This is a genomic window from Myxococcus dinghuensis, from assembly GCF_024198235.1.
GTDB lineage: Bacteria > Myxococcota > Myxococcia > Myxococcales > Myxococcaceae > Myxococcus > Myxococcus dinghuensis.
On sequence record NZ_JAKCFB010000005.1, the window covers coordinates 20,797 to 37,023 of the forward strand.

General features: G+C 71.4%; 14 protein-coding genes. 7 read left to right on the forward strand and 7 right to left on the reverse strand.

Annotation, left to right across the window (positions count from 1 at the left end; genetic code table 11):
- Window positions 1-140 precede the first annotated feature (140 nt).
- Both mgtE and LZ198_RS09035 read left to right on the forward strand, forming a co-directional pair.
- Window positions 141-1,466 (forward strand): magnesium transporter, encoded by a 1,326-nt coding sequence (gene mgtE / locus LZ198_RS09030; RefSeq protein ID WP_253971493.1) that lies wholly within the window; start codon window positions 141-143, stop codon window positions 1,464-1,466.
- Window positions 1,467-1,512: 46 nt separating this feature from the next.
- Window positions 1,513-2,436, forward strand: a complete 924-nt coding sequence (locus LZ198_RS09035; RefSeq protein WP_253971494.1) for a DUF6929 family protein — start codon at window positions 1,513-1,515, stop codon at window positions 2,434-2,436.
- 15 nt (window positions 2,437-2,451) lie between these two features.
- Here LZ198_RS09035 and LZ198_RS09040 read toward each other — a convergent pair whose 3' ends face one another.
- The gene (locus LZ198_RS09040) at window positions 2,452-3,357 is read right to left on the reverse strand and encodes a tetratricopeptide repeat protein (RefSeq protein ID WP_253971495.1); all 906 of its coding nucleotides are present in this window, start codon (window positions 3,355-3,357) and stop codon (window positions 2,452-2,454) included.
- Window positions 3,357-3,608, reverse strand: a complete 252-nt coding sequence (locus tag LZ198_RS09045) for a hypothetical protein (RefSeq protein ID WP_407667391.1) — start codon at window positions 3,606-3,608, stop codon at window positions 3,357-3,359. Before LZ198_RS09045 ends, LZ198_RS09040 begins: the two co-directional genes overlap by 1 nt.
- Window positions 3,609-3,835: 227 nt before the next feature.
- Between LZ198_RS09045 and LZ198_RS09050 the strand changes: the two genes are divergently transcribed.
- From LZ198_RS09050 to LZ198_RS09065, 4 genes are all read left to right on the forward strand, one after another.
- Window positions 3,836-4,291, forward strand: a complete 456-nt coding sequence (locus LZ198_RS09050) for an NADAR family protein (RefSeq protein ID WP_253971497.1) — start codon at window positions 3,836-3,838, stop codon at window positions 4,289-4,291.
- A 137-nt stretch (window positions 4,292-4,428) separates the two neighbouring features.
- Window positions 4,429-5,337 (forward strand): alpha/beta fold hydrolase, encoded by a 909-nt coding sequence (locus tag LZ198_RS09055; RefSeq protein WP_253971498.1) that lies wholly within the window; start codon window positions 4,429-4,431, stop codon window positions 5,335-5,337.
- A gap of 41 nt (window positions 5,338-5,378) precedes the next feature.
- The gene (locus tag LZ198_RS09060; protein WP_253971499.1) at window positions 5,379-6,437 is read left to right on the forward strand and encodes a sensor histidine kinase; all 1,059 of its coding nucleotides are present in this window, start codon (window positions 5,379-5,381) and stop codon (window positions 6,435-6,437) included.
- A complete protein-coding gene (locus LZ198_RS09065; RefSeq protein WP_253971500.1) occupies window positions 6,434-7,147 on the forward strand; it encodes a LytR/AlgR family response regulator transcription factor in 714 nt (237 codons plus the stop codon). The genes LZ198_RS09060 and LZ198_RS09065 overlap by 4 nt, the downstream gene beginning before the upstream one ends.
- Before the next feature lie 7 nt (window positions 7,148-7,154).
- On the opposite strand, the gene LZ198_RS09070 is transcribed toward LZ198_RS09065, so the two are convergent.
- Together LZ198_RS09070 and LZ198_RS09075 are read right to left on the reverse strand one after the other, a co-directional pair.
- The gene (locus LZ198_RS09070) at window positions 7,155-7,541 is read right to left on the reverse strand and encodes a hypothetical protein (RefSeq protein WP_256559394.1); all 387 of its coding nucleotides are present in this window, start codon (window positions 7,539-7,541) and stop codon (window positions 7,155-7,157) included.
- A 364-nt stretch (window positions 7,542-7,905) separates the two neighbouring features.
- Window positions 7,906-8,304: a peptidase inhibitor family I36 protein gene (locus tag LZ198_RS09075; RefSeq protein ID WP_253971502.1), complete on the reverse strand. Its 399-nt coding sequence runs from the start codon at window positions 8,302-8,304 to the stop codon at window positions 7,906-7,908.
- Between the two features lie 433 nt (window positions 8,305-8,737).
- On the opposite strand from LZ198_RS09075, the gene LZ198_RS09080 reads away from it, so the two are divergent.
- Window positions 8,738-13,063 carry a tandem-95 repeat protein gene (locus LZ198_RS09080; protein ID WP_253971503.1) on the forward strand — a complete coding sequence of 1,442 codons (4,326 nt, stop codon included), beginning with the start codon at window positions 8,738-8,740 and terminating at the stop codon, window positions 13,061-13,063.
- A gap of 153 nt (window positions 13,064-13,216) precedes the next feature.
- On the opposite strand, the gene LZ198_RS09085 is transcribed toward LZ198_RS09080, so the two are convergent.
- Genes LZ198_RS09085 through LZ198_RS09095 form a run of 3 tightly spaced genes read right to left on the reverse strand, consistent with a single transcriptional unit; the run spans window position 13,217 to window position 16,168 of the window.
- Window positions 13,217-13,720: a KdsC family phosphatase gene (locus LZ198_RS09085; RefSeq protein WP_253971504.1), complete on the reverse strand. Its 504-nt coding sequence runs from the start codon at window positions 13,718-13,720 to the stop codon at window positions 13,217-13,219.
- A 7-nt stretch (window positions 13,721-13,727) separates the two neighbouring features.
- The gene (locus LZ198_RS09090; protein ID WP_253971505.1) at window positions 13,728-14,810 is read right to left on the reverse strand and encodes an MXAN_5187 C-terminal domain-containing protein; all 1,083 of its coding nucleotides are present in this window, start codon (window positions 14,808-14,810) and stop codon (window positions 13,728-13,730) included.
- Between the two features lie 41 nt (window positions 14,811-14,851).
- A complete protein-coding gene (locus LZ198_RS09095) occupies window positions 14,852-16,168 on the reverse strand; it encodes a prolipoprotein diacylglyceryl transferase (protein ID WP_253971506.1) in 1,317 nt (438 codons plus the stop codon).
- Window positions 16,169-16,227: the final 59 nt, after the last annotated feature.

Consider the following 16,227-nt stretch of genomic DNA (forward strand, 5'->3'; position numbering starts at 1 on the left):
AGTGCGCGAGCCCGAGCGCGGTGACCGCTTCGGAAAAAGCGCGGGGCGGTGGTTGCCTGCCTCTCGCCGTGTCCATCGCGCGGGTGTAGAGAGGCCCGCGCCCCAAGACGCGTCGACCCCAGCCCGCCCGAGGTGAGCCGATGATGGACAGCCCTCCCAGCGCCTCGCTTTCCATGGAAGAACTCCATGAAGCGTGGCCGGTGCTCTCCATCGACGAGCGCCTGGAGGGCTTCCGGCTCCTGCCATCCGCGGTGGCGGACGACTTCTTCCTCGGCCTGTCCGCGCGCGAGCAGGCCGAGCTCATCCTCCACCTGCCTCCCGCCGAGCGCCGGACGTGGGTGCGGCTGTTGCCGCCGGACGACCTGGCGGACCTGGTGCAGGCGGTGGAGCCCGAGCAGGCCGAGCCCATCCTGGCCCAGTTGGACGATGCCAGCCGGCGCGAGGTCAACGTGCTGCTGGCCTACGCGGAGGACGACGCGGGCGGCCTGATGAACCCGCGCTTCGCGCGCGTGCGGCCGGACATGACCATCGACGAGGCCATCGGCTATCTGCGCAAGCAGGCGCGCGAGCGGGTGGAGACCGTCTACTACGCGTACGCGCTGGACGCGGAGCAGCGCCTGCAGGGCGTGCTCTCCCTGCGCCAGTTGTTCCAGGCCGCCAGCGACAAGCGGGTGGCGGACGTCATGCAACACGACGTCATCACCGTGGCGGAGAACACGGACCAGGAGATCGTCAGCCAGCTCTTCACCGAGCATGGCTTCATGGCCCTGCCCGTGCTCGACGAGGCGGGGCGGATGAAGGGCATCGTCACGGTGGACGACATCGTCGACGTCGTCCAGGAGGAGGCCACCGAGGACATCCAGAAGGTCGGCGGCATGGAGGCCCTGGAGGCGCCCTACTTCGAGGTGGGCTTCTTCGGCATGCTCAAGAAGCGCATCGGCTGGCTGCTGGTGCTCTTCCTCGGGCAGATGCTCACCGCCACCGCCATGGGCAGCTTCGAGGGCGCCATCGAGCGCGCGGTGGTGCTCAGCCTCTTCGTGCCGCTCATCATCTCTTCGGGTGGCAACTCCGGGAGCCAGGCCTCCACGCTCATCATCCGCGCGCTGGCCCTGGGCGAGATGCGGCTGAAGGACTGGTGGCGCGTGGCCCGGCGCGAGGTGGCGTCCGGGCTGGTGCTGGGCATCGTGCTGGGCGTGGTGGGCCTGGGGCGCATCCTGGTGTGGCAGTCCGTCTCCGGCGCCTACGGGGAGCACGCCTTCCTGCTGGGCGTCGCGGTGGCGCTGTCCGTGGTGGGCGTGGTGACGTTCGGCACCCTGGCCGGCTCCATGCTGCCCCTGGTGCTGCGGCGCTTCGGCTTCGACCCCGCGAGCGCGTCCGCGCCCTTCGTGGCCACGCTGGTGGATGTCAGCGGCGTGGTCATCTACTTCACCGTCGCCAGCTTGTTGTTGCAGGGGACGCTGCTCTGAGGCGGAAGGCCCCGCGCCCGCCGCGTCCCACTCGGGAGGTCCGGCCATGATTCGCACCACCCTTCGGCGCACCCTCACCCTGGAGGCTCCGGAAGCCCCCGGACGTCCCGCGCACGTCTCCGCCGCCAGCGGGCTGGTGCGCGCCGGGGACTGGCTCTACGTCGTCGCGGACGACTCGCTGCACCTGGCGGTGTTCCCCGCGCGCGGCGACGCCCCGGGACGGCAGGTGCGGCTGTTCCCGGGCGAGCTGCCGGAGGAGGCCTCGGCTCGCAAGGCGGCCAAGCCGGATCTGGAGGTGCTGTGTCTCCTGGGCCCACTGGGCGGAGCCCCCCATGGCGCGTTGCTCGCGCTGCCCTCCGGCTCCACGCCGACGCGGATGCGGGGCGCGCTGCTCCCGCTGGACGCGTCCGGGACACTCTCCGGTCCCGCCCGCACGGTGGATTGCTCGGCGCTGTACCTCCAGCTCGCGCGCGAGTTCGGCTCGCTGAACATCGAGGGCGCGGCGGTGGTGGGCGGCCGGCTGCGGCTGCTCCAGCGCGGCAACGGTGACGCGGGCGTGGACGCGCTCGTGGACCTGGACCGCGAGCGGGTGCTGCGCGCGGTGGAGGTGGGCGCGCTGGGGCCGGAGGTGCTGCGCACCACGCGACGCTGGGAGCTGGGACGGGCCGGCGGAATACGCCTGTCCTTCACGGATGCCTCGCCCCTGCCGGATGGCCGGCTCGTGTTCACCGCGGCGGCCGAGGACACGCGCGACGCGTACGCGGACGGCGCGGTGGCGGGCTCGGCCATCGGCGTGCTGGCGCCGGATGGCACGCCCATGTTCCTCGACGGAGTGGACGCGAAGGTGAAGCTGGAAGGCGTGGACGCCTGGGTGGAGCAGGGCCGCGTCCACGTGCTGCTGGTGGCGGACGCGGATGACCCGACGGTGGCCGCGCCGCTGATGGAGGCGGCGCTGGACGTGGCCGGTTAGGCCGGGCGACGACGGTCAGTCGTGCTCGTGCGCGGCTTCCTCGGGACGGCCACCCACGGCCTCCAGCGAGGAGCGCGCGGGGCGGGCACGGTCGAACGCCACCTCGCGCTGGCCCACACCCTCCGCCGTGGTGTTGGCGATGCGCTTGCGCGCGCGGGCGATGTAGTCCTGGACCAGCGACGGGTCCGGGTGTGTCTTCAGCGTCTCGACCCAGGTCTCGATGGCCTTCTCGTGCTCACCGGCGTCGGAGCGCAGCTTGCCCATCTCGAAGAGGGCGTAGGGCGCCAGCTCGGAGTCCGGGAAGCGGGCGCGCAGGTCGGCGTAGGTGCGCGAGGCCTCCTGGCGGCGGCCTTCGATCATCGAGATGGCCTGGGCCTGGAGGAACAGGCTGTCGTCCACGTAGGAGCTGGTGGCGAAGCGCTCGATGAGGCGGCGCGTCTCCAGCTCGCACTGCTGATAGTCGCCCAGCTCGAAGTACAGCTTGGCCACCTGGTAGTGCAGCTCCGCGCCCTGGGGCGGGTTGCGCTGGAGGGCGGCGGTGAGCTGGTCGATGGAGCCGCGCAGGTCGCGGTAGTACACGCGCAACAGCTCCGCGAGGATGATGCGGGCCTCGAGCGCCTCGGGGGACTCGGGGCACTGCTGGATGAGCTCGCGGTAGACGCCCACGGCCTCCTTCACCTTGCGCTGCTCCAGCCAGTACACGTCGGCGGCGCCCTTGAGCGCGCGGGCCCGGAGCACGAGCGCCTCCGGCGTGCTGTCGTGCCGGAGCATGTCGAAGGCCTTGCGGTACTCGACGAGCGCCTCGTCGGGCCGCTTCTCGAAGGTGGCGTCACGGGCGCGCTGGAGGTGGTCCACCGGCTTGTCGCGGCAACCCGCGCCAGCCAGGGCCAGCGCGACGAGCGCGAACCGGAGGGCCCTCACTAGCACTGCTCCGGAATGACGGTGATGCAGCGAGAGTCCTCGCAGCTCACGCACTCGGCGATGGGCGAGACGTCCGTCACGCACACGTTGACCCGCGCGGTGCGCGGACAGTCCTCGGCGGTGACACACCGGTACACGCTCCCATCGCCCTGGGTGATGTCCTTGGACGTGGAGCCGCAGACCTCCAGGTCGTTGCAGCCCAGAAGACCCGCCCCGACGGCGGCGAGCATGGCGTGCGCGGTGCGTCTCACGACGGCGGTTCTACCTGGATTCATCCAGGACGTCACGGAACGGTGAGCATGCCCGCCTGCCCAGTCCCACCCTCGGGACGCGCCACGAGCACCACCAAAGCAGGAAAGCAAGCGTGTCATGAAGTACCCGCCGCACCCCACGTGAGGGGACCGCGCCGGGGGACACAGCGCGTCAGCGAGCCCCCTCGGCCGCGTCACCCAGCGACCTCTCCCTTCGCGAGCCGCCGATGCCACCCGACGTCATCACGTTCTACAGCGTCACCGACGACCACGGCTGGTGCTCGAACTTCGCGCCCTACCCCATCCGGTTGGAGGGGCGGACGTGGCCCACGAGCGAGCACTACTTCCAGGCGAAGAAGTTCGAGGACCGACGCGACCAGGAGGAGGTGCGCCGGGCGCGAACGCCCATGCTCGCGGCGCGCCTGGGACGGGACCGGCGGCGCAAGCTCCGACGCGATTGGGACTCCATCAAGGTCTCCGTCATGCGCGAGGCGGTCCACGCGAAGTTCGCGCAGCACCTGGACCTCGCGCGCCTCCTGCTCGCGACGGGCGAGGCACGGCTCGTCGAGCACACCGCGAATGACGACTTCTGGGGTGACGGTGGCGACGGCCGGGGCGCGAACAGGCTCGGCCGCATCCTCATGGAGGTCCGACAGGCGCTGCGCCACCAGGAGGCGACCTGACTCGCCGGCGCGCCGCTCATCCCGTCCACGGACCGCTCATGGAGTATCCGGGGTGCGCTCGCGCGGGCCCCGTACCTTGTCCCTCGCTCGTCCAGGCCTCGCCATCCCGGTGAGGCCTCTTTCCGAGGGAGTCCTCCATGCGTCGCGTTCCCCTGCTCGCCGCGCTCGTCGCCCTGGCGCTCGTCACCGGCTGCGCCACCACCTCCGCCGGCGCGAATGCCTCCACCCCCACGCGCCCGTTCCAGGTGAAGCGCTCCGGCCAGGGGCGCCCGGTGCTGTTCATCCCCGGCCTCGCCTCGTCCGGCGAGGTGTGGGACGAGACGCTCGCCCACCTCCAGGGCCACTACGACTGCCATGTCTTCACGCTCGCGGGCTTCGCCGGGCAGCCCGCCATCCCCGCCCCCTTCCTGCCCACCGTGCGCCGCGCGCTCGCGGACTACATCCGCGAGCAGGGCCTGGAGAAGCCCATCATCGTCGGGCACAGCCTGGGCGGCGTGGTGGCGCTCGGGCTCGCGGCCGACGCACCGGAGCTGGTGGGCGGCCTGTTCATCGTGGACAGCCTGCCCTTCCTGCCCGCGTCCATGGACCCCAGCGCCACCGCCGAGAGCGCGCGCCCCCAGGCCGAGCAGTTCCGCACGATGCTGCGCATGCAGACCGTGGAGCAGCGCGCCCTCCAGTCCCGCAACTACCTGCGCGGCGCCATCACCGACTCCGACAAGGTGGACATCGCCGCGCGCTGGGGCGCGGACTCGGACCCGGAGACCCTGGCCCAGGCCTACTACGAGCTGAGCACCACCGACCTGCGTCCGGAGCTGTCGCGCATCACCGCGCCCACCTTCGTGGTCGGCTCGTGGTCCGGCCTCAAGGGTCGCGTTCCCCGTGAAGCGGTGGAGGCCGTCTACCGCGGCCAGTACCAGCGGCTGTCCACCGCGCGCGTCGAGCTCCACGACACGGCCCGGCACTTCATCATGTGGGACGCGCCCCAGGACTTCTTCCGGATGCTCGACACCTTCCTCGCCAGCCCCCCCGTGGAGCCGCAGCGCTGACTGTGCTGGACTCGCGTGGCGCATCGAGCGCCGGAGCCCCGATGACGTCACGACACACCTGGGTCTACGCGGCCTGTCAGTGGGGAGGGTGGTCGTTCTATGCCCTGACGAACCTCCTCCTCTTCCTGGTGAACCCCGGCATGAGCGGAGGGGCGCCACTCCTGGCGGTCGCCGTCTGGGCCTGCTTCGCCTCTCTGTGCGGGCTGCTCGTCACCCACGGCGCCCGCGCGTGGCTGAAGCCTCGCGAGTGGGTGCGCCTGCCTCCGCGCGCCCTCGGCGCACACATCCTCGGCGCGTCGCTGGGGCTGGGCGCCCTGCAGACCCTCCTGGCCTTCCTGCCCCCCTACCTGCTCGCGCCCACGCGTCCGCCCATCCGGCTCCTGGGGTTCGTCTATCCCTTCATCATCTGGGCGCTGGTGATGCTCATCTGGCTGCTCATCTACTGCACCGTGCACTCCCTCCGGCACACGCGGACCGTGGAGCTGGAGCGCTGGAAGCTGGAGGCCGCCGCACAGTCCGCGGAGCTGCGCTTCCTCAAGGCCCAGCTCCAGCCCCACTTCCTCTTCAACTGCCTCAACAGCACCCGCGCCCTCATCACCGAGGACCCCCTGCGCGCGCAGGAGGTCGTGACCCGCCTGTCCTCGCTCCTGCGCTACGCGCTCGCCTCCCGCGGTCCGGAGACGGTGCCGCTCGAGCACGAGCTGCAGGTGGTGCGCGACTACCTCAGCCTCGAGGGCGTGCGCCTCGATGAACGCCTGCGGGTGCGCGAGGACGTGGCCCCCGACACGCTCGGCGTCCCCGTGCCCGCGATGCTGGTGCAGACGCTGGTGGAGAACGCCATCAAGCACGGCATCGCGCGCATGCCCGAGGGCGGCGAGGTGTCGCTCTCCGCCCAGGTGCGCGAGGGCATCCTCTGCCTGGAGGTCGCCAACACGGCCGCGCCCACCTCCACGCCTCCCGCCCCCCACTCCGGCGGCGTGGGGCTCCACAACGCGAGCGAGCGGCTGCGCCTGCTGTGCGGCGCGAACGCCTCCCTCCAGCTCGACCAGACCCAGGCCGCGACGACCACCGCGCGCGTCCGCATCCCCCTGCCCCCATGAGAGTCCTCATCGTCGACGACGAGCGGCTGGCCCGCGCCGAGCTCCGCCGCCTGCTCGCGGCCCACCCGGACGTGGACATCGTCGGAGAGGCCACCCACGTGGACGACGCCTGTCGCCAGGTGGAGGCGCTCGGCCCGGACCTGCTGCTGCTCGACATCCAGATGCCCGGAGGCAGCGGCTTCGACGTGCTCACGCGGCTCGACGAGCCCCCCGACGTCATCTTCACCACGGCCTACGACGCGCATGCCGTGCGCGCCTTCGCGGTGAACGCGCTCGACTACCTGCTCAAGCCCATCGAGCCGCCCCGCCTGGCCGAGGCCCTGGAGCGCGTCCGCCAGCGCAACCCCGCCACGCGAGCGCCCACGGCCACGACGGGCGCGCCCCTGGAGCGCGTCTTCGTGCGCGACGGCGAGCGCTGCTGGTTGGTGAACCTGTCCCAGGTGCCGCTCATCAGCTCCGAGGGCAACTACGCGCGGCTGCACCTGGAGGGACACCAGCCGCTGCTGCTGCGCTCGCTGAGCCAACTGGAGGAGAAGCTGGACCCGACGCGCTTCTTCCGCGCCAGCCGTCAGCACCTCCTCAACCTCGACTTCGTCGAGTCCCTGGAGCCCGGCCCCGGCGGCACGCTGGTGGCGCGCCTGCGCGGAGGCCAGGAGGTGGAGATGTCGCGCCGTCAGTCCCAGCGCTTCCGGGAGCGCATGAGCGTGTGACGCCGCGTCAGTTCGCGCCCTGCGGGTGCTTGGGCGACTTGCCGGAGGTGAGCACCGTGGAGTCCACCGCGGCCACGCTGCTGCGGCGGCGAAGCTGGCGCCCGCGCTCCTCCATCTTCTCGTAGTGCTTCATGCGCGCGAGCATGTGCGCGTCCGACGACTGGCAATGCAGCTCCGTCACCTGCTGGTGACGACGCCCCAGCTCCTGCCACGTCTGGAGCATGGCCTGGCTGCCGAGGAGCCGCTCCTCGACGGAGTCCAGCGCGGCGTCCATCTGCTGGGCCTCCGCCTCCAACGCCGCGAGCCGCTCCTGGTACTCGTCCGAGGGCGTCGAGCACCCCGTGCCCAACGAGAGGCCCACCACCACCACCGACAGCCCGAGCCACCTCTGCATCCCCACGTCGCCTCCCGCGTGTCTCGCGCCGTCCGACGGACCGCTGCGCGAACCCCAAGCTAGGGAGGCCCCCACCACGCGACAACCCGTGCGGGGAACCCCCCAGGTCGACTTTTCAGGAGGCAACGCTTCGCGGCGTCCACGGCCGCGCCTCCCCCGAGAAATCCGAGTCGCGCCATGTGGTTGCGCCGCGTCCCGCCACGGCGCTCCGGATGCGCCCTCCCACGCGTGCCCCCCTCCTGCCACCGCCCCCACCACCCTCCAGGGTCACCTGGACCTCCGTGGAGGTCACCCACCAGGTCACCCCACCCACGCCGGACAGGCACCACCCCTGTCCGGCGCGAGCAGGTCACGCCAGAGCGACTCAGTAGACGTAGACGCTCCGCGGCGCGAACGGGAGCGGGCTCACCGAACCTCCGGCGCCGATGAGCAGCGGCTCCCCCGAGCAACTGTCGCCCGGGTACAGCGCCGCGACCTGCGCGCCCCGGTTGATGGCGGAGACGGCACGGTCCGCCCAGCCATGCTCCGGAAGCCCCACGCACGTCGAAGTGCCCGGCGGCCACGCCATGACGTTCCAGACCGCACCGGTGTAGTCCGGCCCGTCGAACAGGCACAGCACTCCGGTGAAGGGACAGGGGTTCGCCTCCTGGGCCTCGGCCTGGGCGGGCAGCAACAGCGCCACCGCGAACCCCAGACACACGACGACACTCAGACCGAGAACAGCGGAGCGGGTGAAGCGGTATCCAAACGCGAGCCAGTGCATGCAGGTGTCTCCTCGCCCGTCATGGGCATGTACCGCACGCCTTCGCTGCCTCCACGCGGGCGCGTCCGCTCGGCCGTTTTCCCCGATTTCGGCGCCCCATCGCGTGGTGAACAGTGAGGGTCCCGGGCACTCGGAATTTTCCACGACGCCGGCCCCGGCTCGAGGACTCGCGCCGCGGCATGCCGCGCGACAACACACGCCCCCACGCGTTCTCCGGGTGACGCAGCACCGCAGTACTCGGCCACGGCCCGGGTCCCCTCCGCTCCTCCCCCAGGAACGTCCCCTCTCCGTGTCCCGCGGCACCCGCCATCTCAAGTCATGAGCAACTGAGTTTCAATTTTCGTCGAATTCCCCCGCCCCCCTCACGGCGCACCCCCGCCGAGCCATCCCCCGGTCCGCCCCGAAGGGCGCTCCGGTGAGGAGCCCTCACGACATGGCCCCCCTTGGTCTGCTTCCGCTCCTGGCGCTGCTCACCGCCAGCACTCCCGCGCCCACGCCCGCTCCAGCGAACCCACTGCCCTTCACGCCGCGGGAGGTCATCGAGAAGGTCCAGTACTCGTTCCGTCCCGAGGGCGACGGGTTCTCGGGCGGGCACCGGACCTACCGGGTGCACCATGACGACGGGCGGCTCACCGTCACCCCGTTGGCCTATCGCGTCGCGCCCGCGGACGCGCACCGGGGCTCGCTGACGCTCGGCGCGCCGATCCTCCAGCGAGGCCCGCGCGCGATGCGCCTCGCCGCGCCCCAGAGCGCCGTGTCCCCTGACGGCACCCTCCGCGTCCAGCGCGGCGTGGTGGAGGAGCACTTCCAGAACAGCGCCGCGGGCGTGGAGCAGTCCTGGCATTTCTCCGCGCCGCCCCCCGGCAGCGGGCCGCTCACCGTGCGGATCCCCGTGCGGGGTCTGGCATACCAGGCGGCGACGAGCACCGGCCTCCACTTCACCGACGAGCGGCTGGGCGCGAGCCTGCGCTACGGCCTGGGCACGTGGATCGACGCGACGGGGAAGCGGACCCGGGTGGTCCCGAGGTTCCAGGACGGCGCCATCGTGCTCACCGTGTCGGAGGACACGTTGAACGAGAGCGCCTTCCCGGCCGTGCTCGACCCCGTGCTCTCCCCGGAGTTCGGCATCGACCAGCCCGTGGTGTCGGTGGAGCCGGCGGACCAGCACTCGCCCATCGTCGCCACCGACGGGACGAACTTCCTCGTGGTGTGGTTCGACACGCGCAGCGGCTTCACGGAGAACATCGCGACGCGGGTGTCCGCCCAGGGCACGGTGCTGGATGTCGGCGGCTTCAAGATTCCGACGAGCCGATGCAGCGCCCACGTGGCGAGCTTCGGCGGGGGCAACTACGTCCTCGCGTGCCCGGACGGCATGGTGCGGGTCTCTCCGGAAGGCGTCGTCCTGGACACCACGCCCATCGCGTTCCCCAGCGCGCCCCGGGGCGGGCAGCGCGTTCCCGACCTCGCCTTCAACGGGACGAACTTCCTGCTGACGTGGACGGCGCCCGGCGTCGGCCCCGACTCCGCTGGCGCGCTCTTCGGGCTGGTGTTCTCGCCCACGGGCACCGTGGTGATGGCCCCGAAGCTGCTGTCGGAGAACTCCGTCTCCGTCCTGGAGGCCGCCGTCACCGCCGTGGGCGGCTCGTTCCGCGTGGTCTACACCCAGGCGGCGGACGACATGCGGTCCATGCTGCTGGACGCGAACGGTGAGCTGGTGGGCACGCGCACCCGACTGGTCTCCGGCAACATGGACAACCAGCCACGCTATCCGGCGGTCGCGACCCACGGCGACCAGTACGCGCTCGTGTACCAGTACGGCACGAACTACGGAAAGGACAGCGAGCGCATCAGCGGCCTCATCCAGCACGCGGACGGCGGCACCACCTATTACACCGTGACCAGCAGCAAGGCGCAGGAGCACCCCGACATCACCTGGGTGCCCAGCCAGGGTGCCTATGGCGTCGTCTGGTCGAACACGCGCAACCACAGCACGGTCTACACGGACGTGGTGGGCGCGTGGGTGCAGCCCGCCGACGGAGGCGTCAGCGCCATCAAGACGCTCTCCTCGTCGCAGACCGGCCAGTTCCACGACACGCCCCGCATCGCCGCCAACGAGACCGGGAGCATGGTGGTGTGGACCCGCAAGCTGACCCAGGGCGGGCGCGACGCGCTCGGCCGCCCCCTGGAGAGCAACACGGTGGCGAGGGAGCTGGGCCTCAGCGCCAACTCGCAACTGGAGCCCTCCGTGGCGGCCAACGCCGACGGCTATTTCCTCACGTGGCGCGACACCCGCAAGCACGTGAGCAACCTCACCGACCTGTACGGCGCGCGGCTCAGCAAGACGGGCGAGGTGCTGGACCCGACGGGCATCGTCATCGCCTCGGCCGTGTCCGACGAGCACTACCCCACCGTGTCCTGGAACGGCACGGACTGGATGGTCGCGTGGGTGGAGTACACCACCAGCAACGGCGCCGTGGTGCGGGCACGCCGCGTCTCCTCGTCCGGACAGTGGGTGGACTCCGTCCCGCTCACCCTCGGGAACACGGGGAACAAGCTGGCGTCGTCCGGCTCCCTCGTCGCCTGGGCCACGGGCTCGTACGTCGGCGTCCAGGCGCGGCTGGTCCAGGGTGACGGCGGCGTGGTGACGCTCGGCTCGCTGCCGTCGGACGCCGGCACCCACGTCACCGTCACGAACACCCCGTCCCAGTACCTGGTGGCGTGGGAGGAGGATGGCGGCGTGCGCGCGCAGCGCTTCGACACGCAGGGGGCCGCGCAGGGCAGCCGCATCGACGTGGCGGGCTCGGGGAACCACCCGAAGGTGGCCAGCAACGGCGTGGACTTCCTCGCCCTCTATTCGCAGGGGACGTCGGTGCCGTTGGACATCCGCGCGGTCGCCATCTCGTCCACGGGTCAGGTCGCGAGCACGACGCCGCTCCTCGGGAAGGCCTCGAGCGAGCCGCGCACCGCCCTCGCGTGGGACGGCACCGTCTACACGGCCGCCTGGAAATCCTTCAAGTCGTCGACGGAGTTGCCGGACGTCGTGGTGAGCCGCGTCACCCGCGCGGGTGGCGTGTTCGATGCGTCGCCCTTCAGGCTCTTCGCCTCGCGACCCGCCCAGGAGTACCACCGCGACGACTTCAGCGCGGTGGGGCTGGCGTCGACCGGAGACGGGTCCTTCCTCGGCGTGACGTCCTATCTGGACGCGAGCCCGGGCATCAGCGCGCAACGCCTGCGGGCCCGGAAGGTGGTGACGGCGGAGCCGCCCCGCGCGAACGACGCCACGGTTCCGACGCCCGAGGACACGCCCATCTCCTTCCAGCTCACCGCGACGGACTTCAGCGGCACGACGCCCACGTTCTCGCTCGTCACCCTGCCGCCCGCGTCCAGCGGGACGGTGCAGTCGTCCGGCAGCACCGCCGTCTTCACGCCAGTCGCGGACTGGAACGGGACGACCACGTTCACCTTCCTCGCGCTGACACAGGTGGGCACGTCCCTGCCCGCCACCATCACCCTGCGCGTGGAGCCGGTGAACGACCCGCCGACGATGACCACGCCCGAGCAACTGACGTTCGACGAGGACGACTCGGTGCAGACCTCCTCCATCACGGGCGTGGCGGCGGGGCCGGCGAACGAGTCGACCCAGACGCTGACCCTGACCGGCACCTCCAACAACACGGACGTGGTGGAGAGCGTCTCCCACGGCGGCATCGCGAACGGACGGGCGGTGGTCCGCTTCAACCTCAAGCGCAACGCCCACGGGACGGCGGAGGTCATCCTCACGCTGAAGGACGACGGGACGCCGTCCCTGTCGGTGTCGCGGAGCATCTTCGTGACGGTGCGTCCGGTGAATGACGCGCCCGTCGCCCTGGGCCAGAGCGTGACGCTCGGCCTGGGCGGTGGTGCCATCACCCTCCAGGGGACGGACGCGGACGGGGACGACCTCGAGTACCGCATCGTCCAGGCACCCGCGAACGGCACCCTCGTCGGCACTCCGCCTCACCTCGTCTTCGTCCCGACGGCGGGCTTCACCGGTGAGACGTCCTTCACCTTCGACGTCCGTGACGGACAGGTCGCATCCAAGACGGCCACGGTGCGAATCACCGTGTCGAGCGCGGTGCCGTCCGTGCGCTGGACGGGCACGCTGGAGGGTGACGAGGGCGCGCCGGTGAAGTTCGAGACCACCGTGACGGGCGAGGGCGCGGGGACCGTCGCCTACCAGTGGGACTTCGGAGATGGGACCACGTCCACCGAGGCGCAGCCGTCCCACGTCTTCGCGGACAGCGGTGAGTACACCGTGACGTTGACCGCCACCCACGCCACCGGACTGAACACGAAGCAGCAGAAGCGCTATCACATCCGCAACCTGCCGCCCGTCATCGCCCCGGTGCCCCGTCAGCAGGTGTCCGCCGGCAAGGTGCTGGAGCTGAAGCTCACCGCCACCGACCCGGCGGGAGCGCGCGACCCGCTGACGTGGAGCCTGCGCTCCGGGCCGGGCGTCGTCTCCGCCGCGGGTGTGTACTCGCTCGACCCCAAGGACCTGGGCACGGGCAATCACGAAGTGAAGGTCCAGGTGGCGGACGACGACGGCGGCAAGGCGGAGACCCCGTTCACCGTGTCCCTCGAGGGACTTCGCGGCGACGACGGCAACGAGGGGAGCCAGGGCAACGGCGGCTGCGGTGTGGCGGGTGGACTCGGCGCGCCGGGGCTCGTGCTCGCGGTGCTGGGCCTCGCCCGTCGTCGACGCGCCCGCGCCCTCTGAGACGCCCCTGTGTGTCGAACGCCAGGTCCTGGCTCGAGACAGATGGACCTGGCGCTCCTGCGAGGAGGTCACCGACGCGCGAGCAGCCCCTGTCTCCGGGAGGAGGGCCCTCGCGCGTCCGCGTCGGACAGCGCGCCTGAGGTCATCCGCGCGCTACCGCCGGTGACGCAGGATGAACTCACACACCTCGCGCGCGGCGCCGAAACCCGCGGCCTTCTGCGCGACGTAGTGGACCTGGGCACGCACCTCGTCGGGTGCTTCCGGCGGCGCGGCCGAGAAGCCCACGGCCTTCAGCAAGGGCAGGTCCACGACCTCGTCCCCCATGTAGCCGCAATTCTCCGCGGACACGTTCAGCAGCGTCAGCAGGCGCTCGAAGTGCGCCACCTTGTCCTGGCTGCCGAAGTGCACGTGCTTGATGCCCAGCGACTGCATCCGCATCTGCGCGGACAGGCTGTCACCCCCGGAGATGGCGGCCACCTCGAGGCCCGCCTCCTGGAGGCGCTTGATGCCCATGCCGTCGCGCACGCTGTACATCTGCGTCCAGCCGGAGCCAGGCACCCAGAAGATGCGCCCGTCCGTGAGCGTCCCGTCGATGTCGAAAATCATCACCGACAGCCGCGCCACCCGCGCCTCGAGTGACTTCAGGTCGTGATTCATGCCGCGCCTACTTCGGCACGGCCTTGAGCGAGGCCTTGCCGTCCTTGATGACGACCTTGAACTCCACCGCCTTCGCGTTGTGCTGCTTGAGCAGCTCCGGCACCTGCTTGCGCAGCGTGGCGGCCACCGACTCGTAGGACATCTTCGACGTGTCCTCCTGGCAGCGCCGCTTCGCGGTGACGTAGGCGTCGTACACGGCCCGCAGCTTGTCGTCGGACATGCCGCTGTTCCCGGTGGCGGGAGGCTTGGGCGCCGACGCGGCCACTGGCGGCACGGAGGCGGGGCGCGCGGGAGGCACCGTCGACGCGGCCGGCTTCGCCACGCTCACCGGAGGCACCGCGGGGCGCGAGGGCGCGGCCCCCGCCAGGGGCGGAGTCACCGTGGGCAAGCCCTTCGAGGGCGTCCCCGGCACCGGCGCCACCGCGGGCCCCCCCGCGCGCGGCGCCACTCCCGGCGGAACCACGGGCGCGATGCCCGGGACACCCGTGGACGCGGGCTTCACGGCGGGCGCCACGGCCGCCGGCACGGGCGTGACGGCGGGCGTGCTCCGGGGGGCCTGCGGCGACTGCGTCGAGGACGGAGCGCCCGCGGCCAGCGGCGGCTCGTTGACCGGACGGGGGCGGACCATCTCCTCCACCTCCTCGAAGTCCATGTCGGAGATGTCCTCCGGCAGCTCCACCACGCCCTTCTTGCCGTCCTTGCTCGAGGGGCCGCGCACCTCCGCGCGACGACGGGCCTTGAACAGGTCGCGCTTGTAGGTGCCCGCTTCGATCTCCTGCAGCGTGCGCGCCCACAGCCGCTCGTACGTGAGGTACTTGCTGTGGATGCTGCCGACGCGGAACTTCGCGGCGGTGCTGCGGATGAACGAGCTCTTGAGCCGGTTCACCCGCTTCTTGAAGTCGTCATGGGCCTTGGAGGGCGGGTGCCGCTCGTTGCCCAGGAAGTACTGCTCGAAGAGGTTGCGGAGGACGGCGAGGTCCGCCTCCAGCGACTCGCATTCCTGGAGGACGGCCTCGCTGGAGCTGGCATCCCCTTGCGGCTTTCCTGCGGAGGACCTTGCGGCGGACTGTCGGGCGTCGGGGGGCGGCATGACACCTCAGAGTGTCCCCAACCCGCGCGCGGGGATCAACCTCACGCCGCCGTCGGTGTGGGCCCCAGGCCGCCCGCCACCTCGCCCGCCCCCCTGCGACCCTTCTGGTAGAGCAGCACCGCTCCAATGGTGAACATGCACAGGGAGATGAACTGGCTGGTGGACACGTTGAACCAGGCCTCCATCGGCACCGACTCCGCTAGCCGGGAGCCCCCCAGCGTCTCGAGCAGGCCGTGCAGGGTGCCCCGCTCGTTGTCGCCACGGAACAATTCCACCGTGCTGCGCAGCACCGCGTAGGCCATCAGCCACAGGGCGAGGATGTGGCCGTGGAAGCGGCGGTAGCGGCGCGCGTACAGGAGCCCCAGGAAGAGGGCCATCTGACCCAGGGACTCGAAGAGCTGGGTGGGGTAGACCCCCAGGGTGTGCCCGTGCTGCAGCACCCAGTCCGACATGCGCACCGCGCCCGGGACGGCCTGGCTGAACACCTCGCCGGTGGCCTCCACCACGTAGCGCGCCGGGTTCAGGAGGTCCGCCTGCGAGGCGTACGCGGCGCTCGGGCCCGCCCCCGCCCGGCCCAGCAGGTCCTGCGACAGGCCGGGGCCCGGGAAGTGGACGGCCAGCCCCGAGTCCGCCGGGGCCACGTCCCCCCAGCAGCAGCCCGCACTGAAGCACCCCAGCCGGCCCAGGCATTGCCCCAGGGACACGGTGGGGATGCACACATCCGCCAGGCGCCAGAAGTCGATGTGCTGGCTGCGCGCGAACAGCCACGCCGCCACCGCGGCGCCGACGAGGCCTCCGTAGAAGACGAGCCCGCCGGCCAGCGAGAACACCTGCGTCCAGTCCTTCGCGTAGTCCTTCCAGTTGACGACCACGAACAGGAACCTGCTGCCGAGGATGCCGCCCACGAGCGCCCAGAAGGCCAGGTCCATCACCTGCTCGCGCTTGCGGGGCCCCTCCGTGTCCACCCACTGGCCCTCCACCCACGCAAGCTTGCGCCACTCGTCCTGCGCCAGCCGGGACGCCACCGTCACCGCGGAGATGAAGCCCCCCGCGAGCAGCACGCCGTAGGTGTGCAGGGGGAAGCCCTCGCCCTTGCCACCGGGGAACACGTCCGGAGGGAGCGCGTACCACATGCCGAAGGCCGCGAGCGCCAGGCCGCTGGCGCCGTAGTAGGCCGCGCGCCACAGCCGGTCCTGCCGGGACACCGCCCGCCGCACGCCCGTCTTCGGGTCCTTCTCCCCCACGGCCGTGCGCCAGCCGTTGAAGGTGATGTAGCCCACCAGCCCTCCCATGAGGACGAACAGCAGGAGCTGCGTCCAGAGGGTGGTGAAGGTGAAGCGGAAGAGGATGGGGAGCATGGGGACCTGCCGGACGGAGACGGGAGGGGCTGCGCCACGCGAAGGCTACCCGCGCCGCG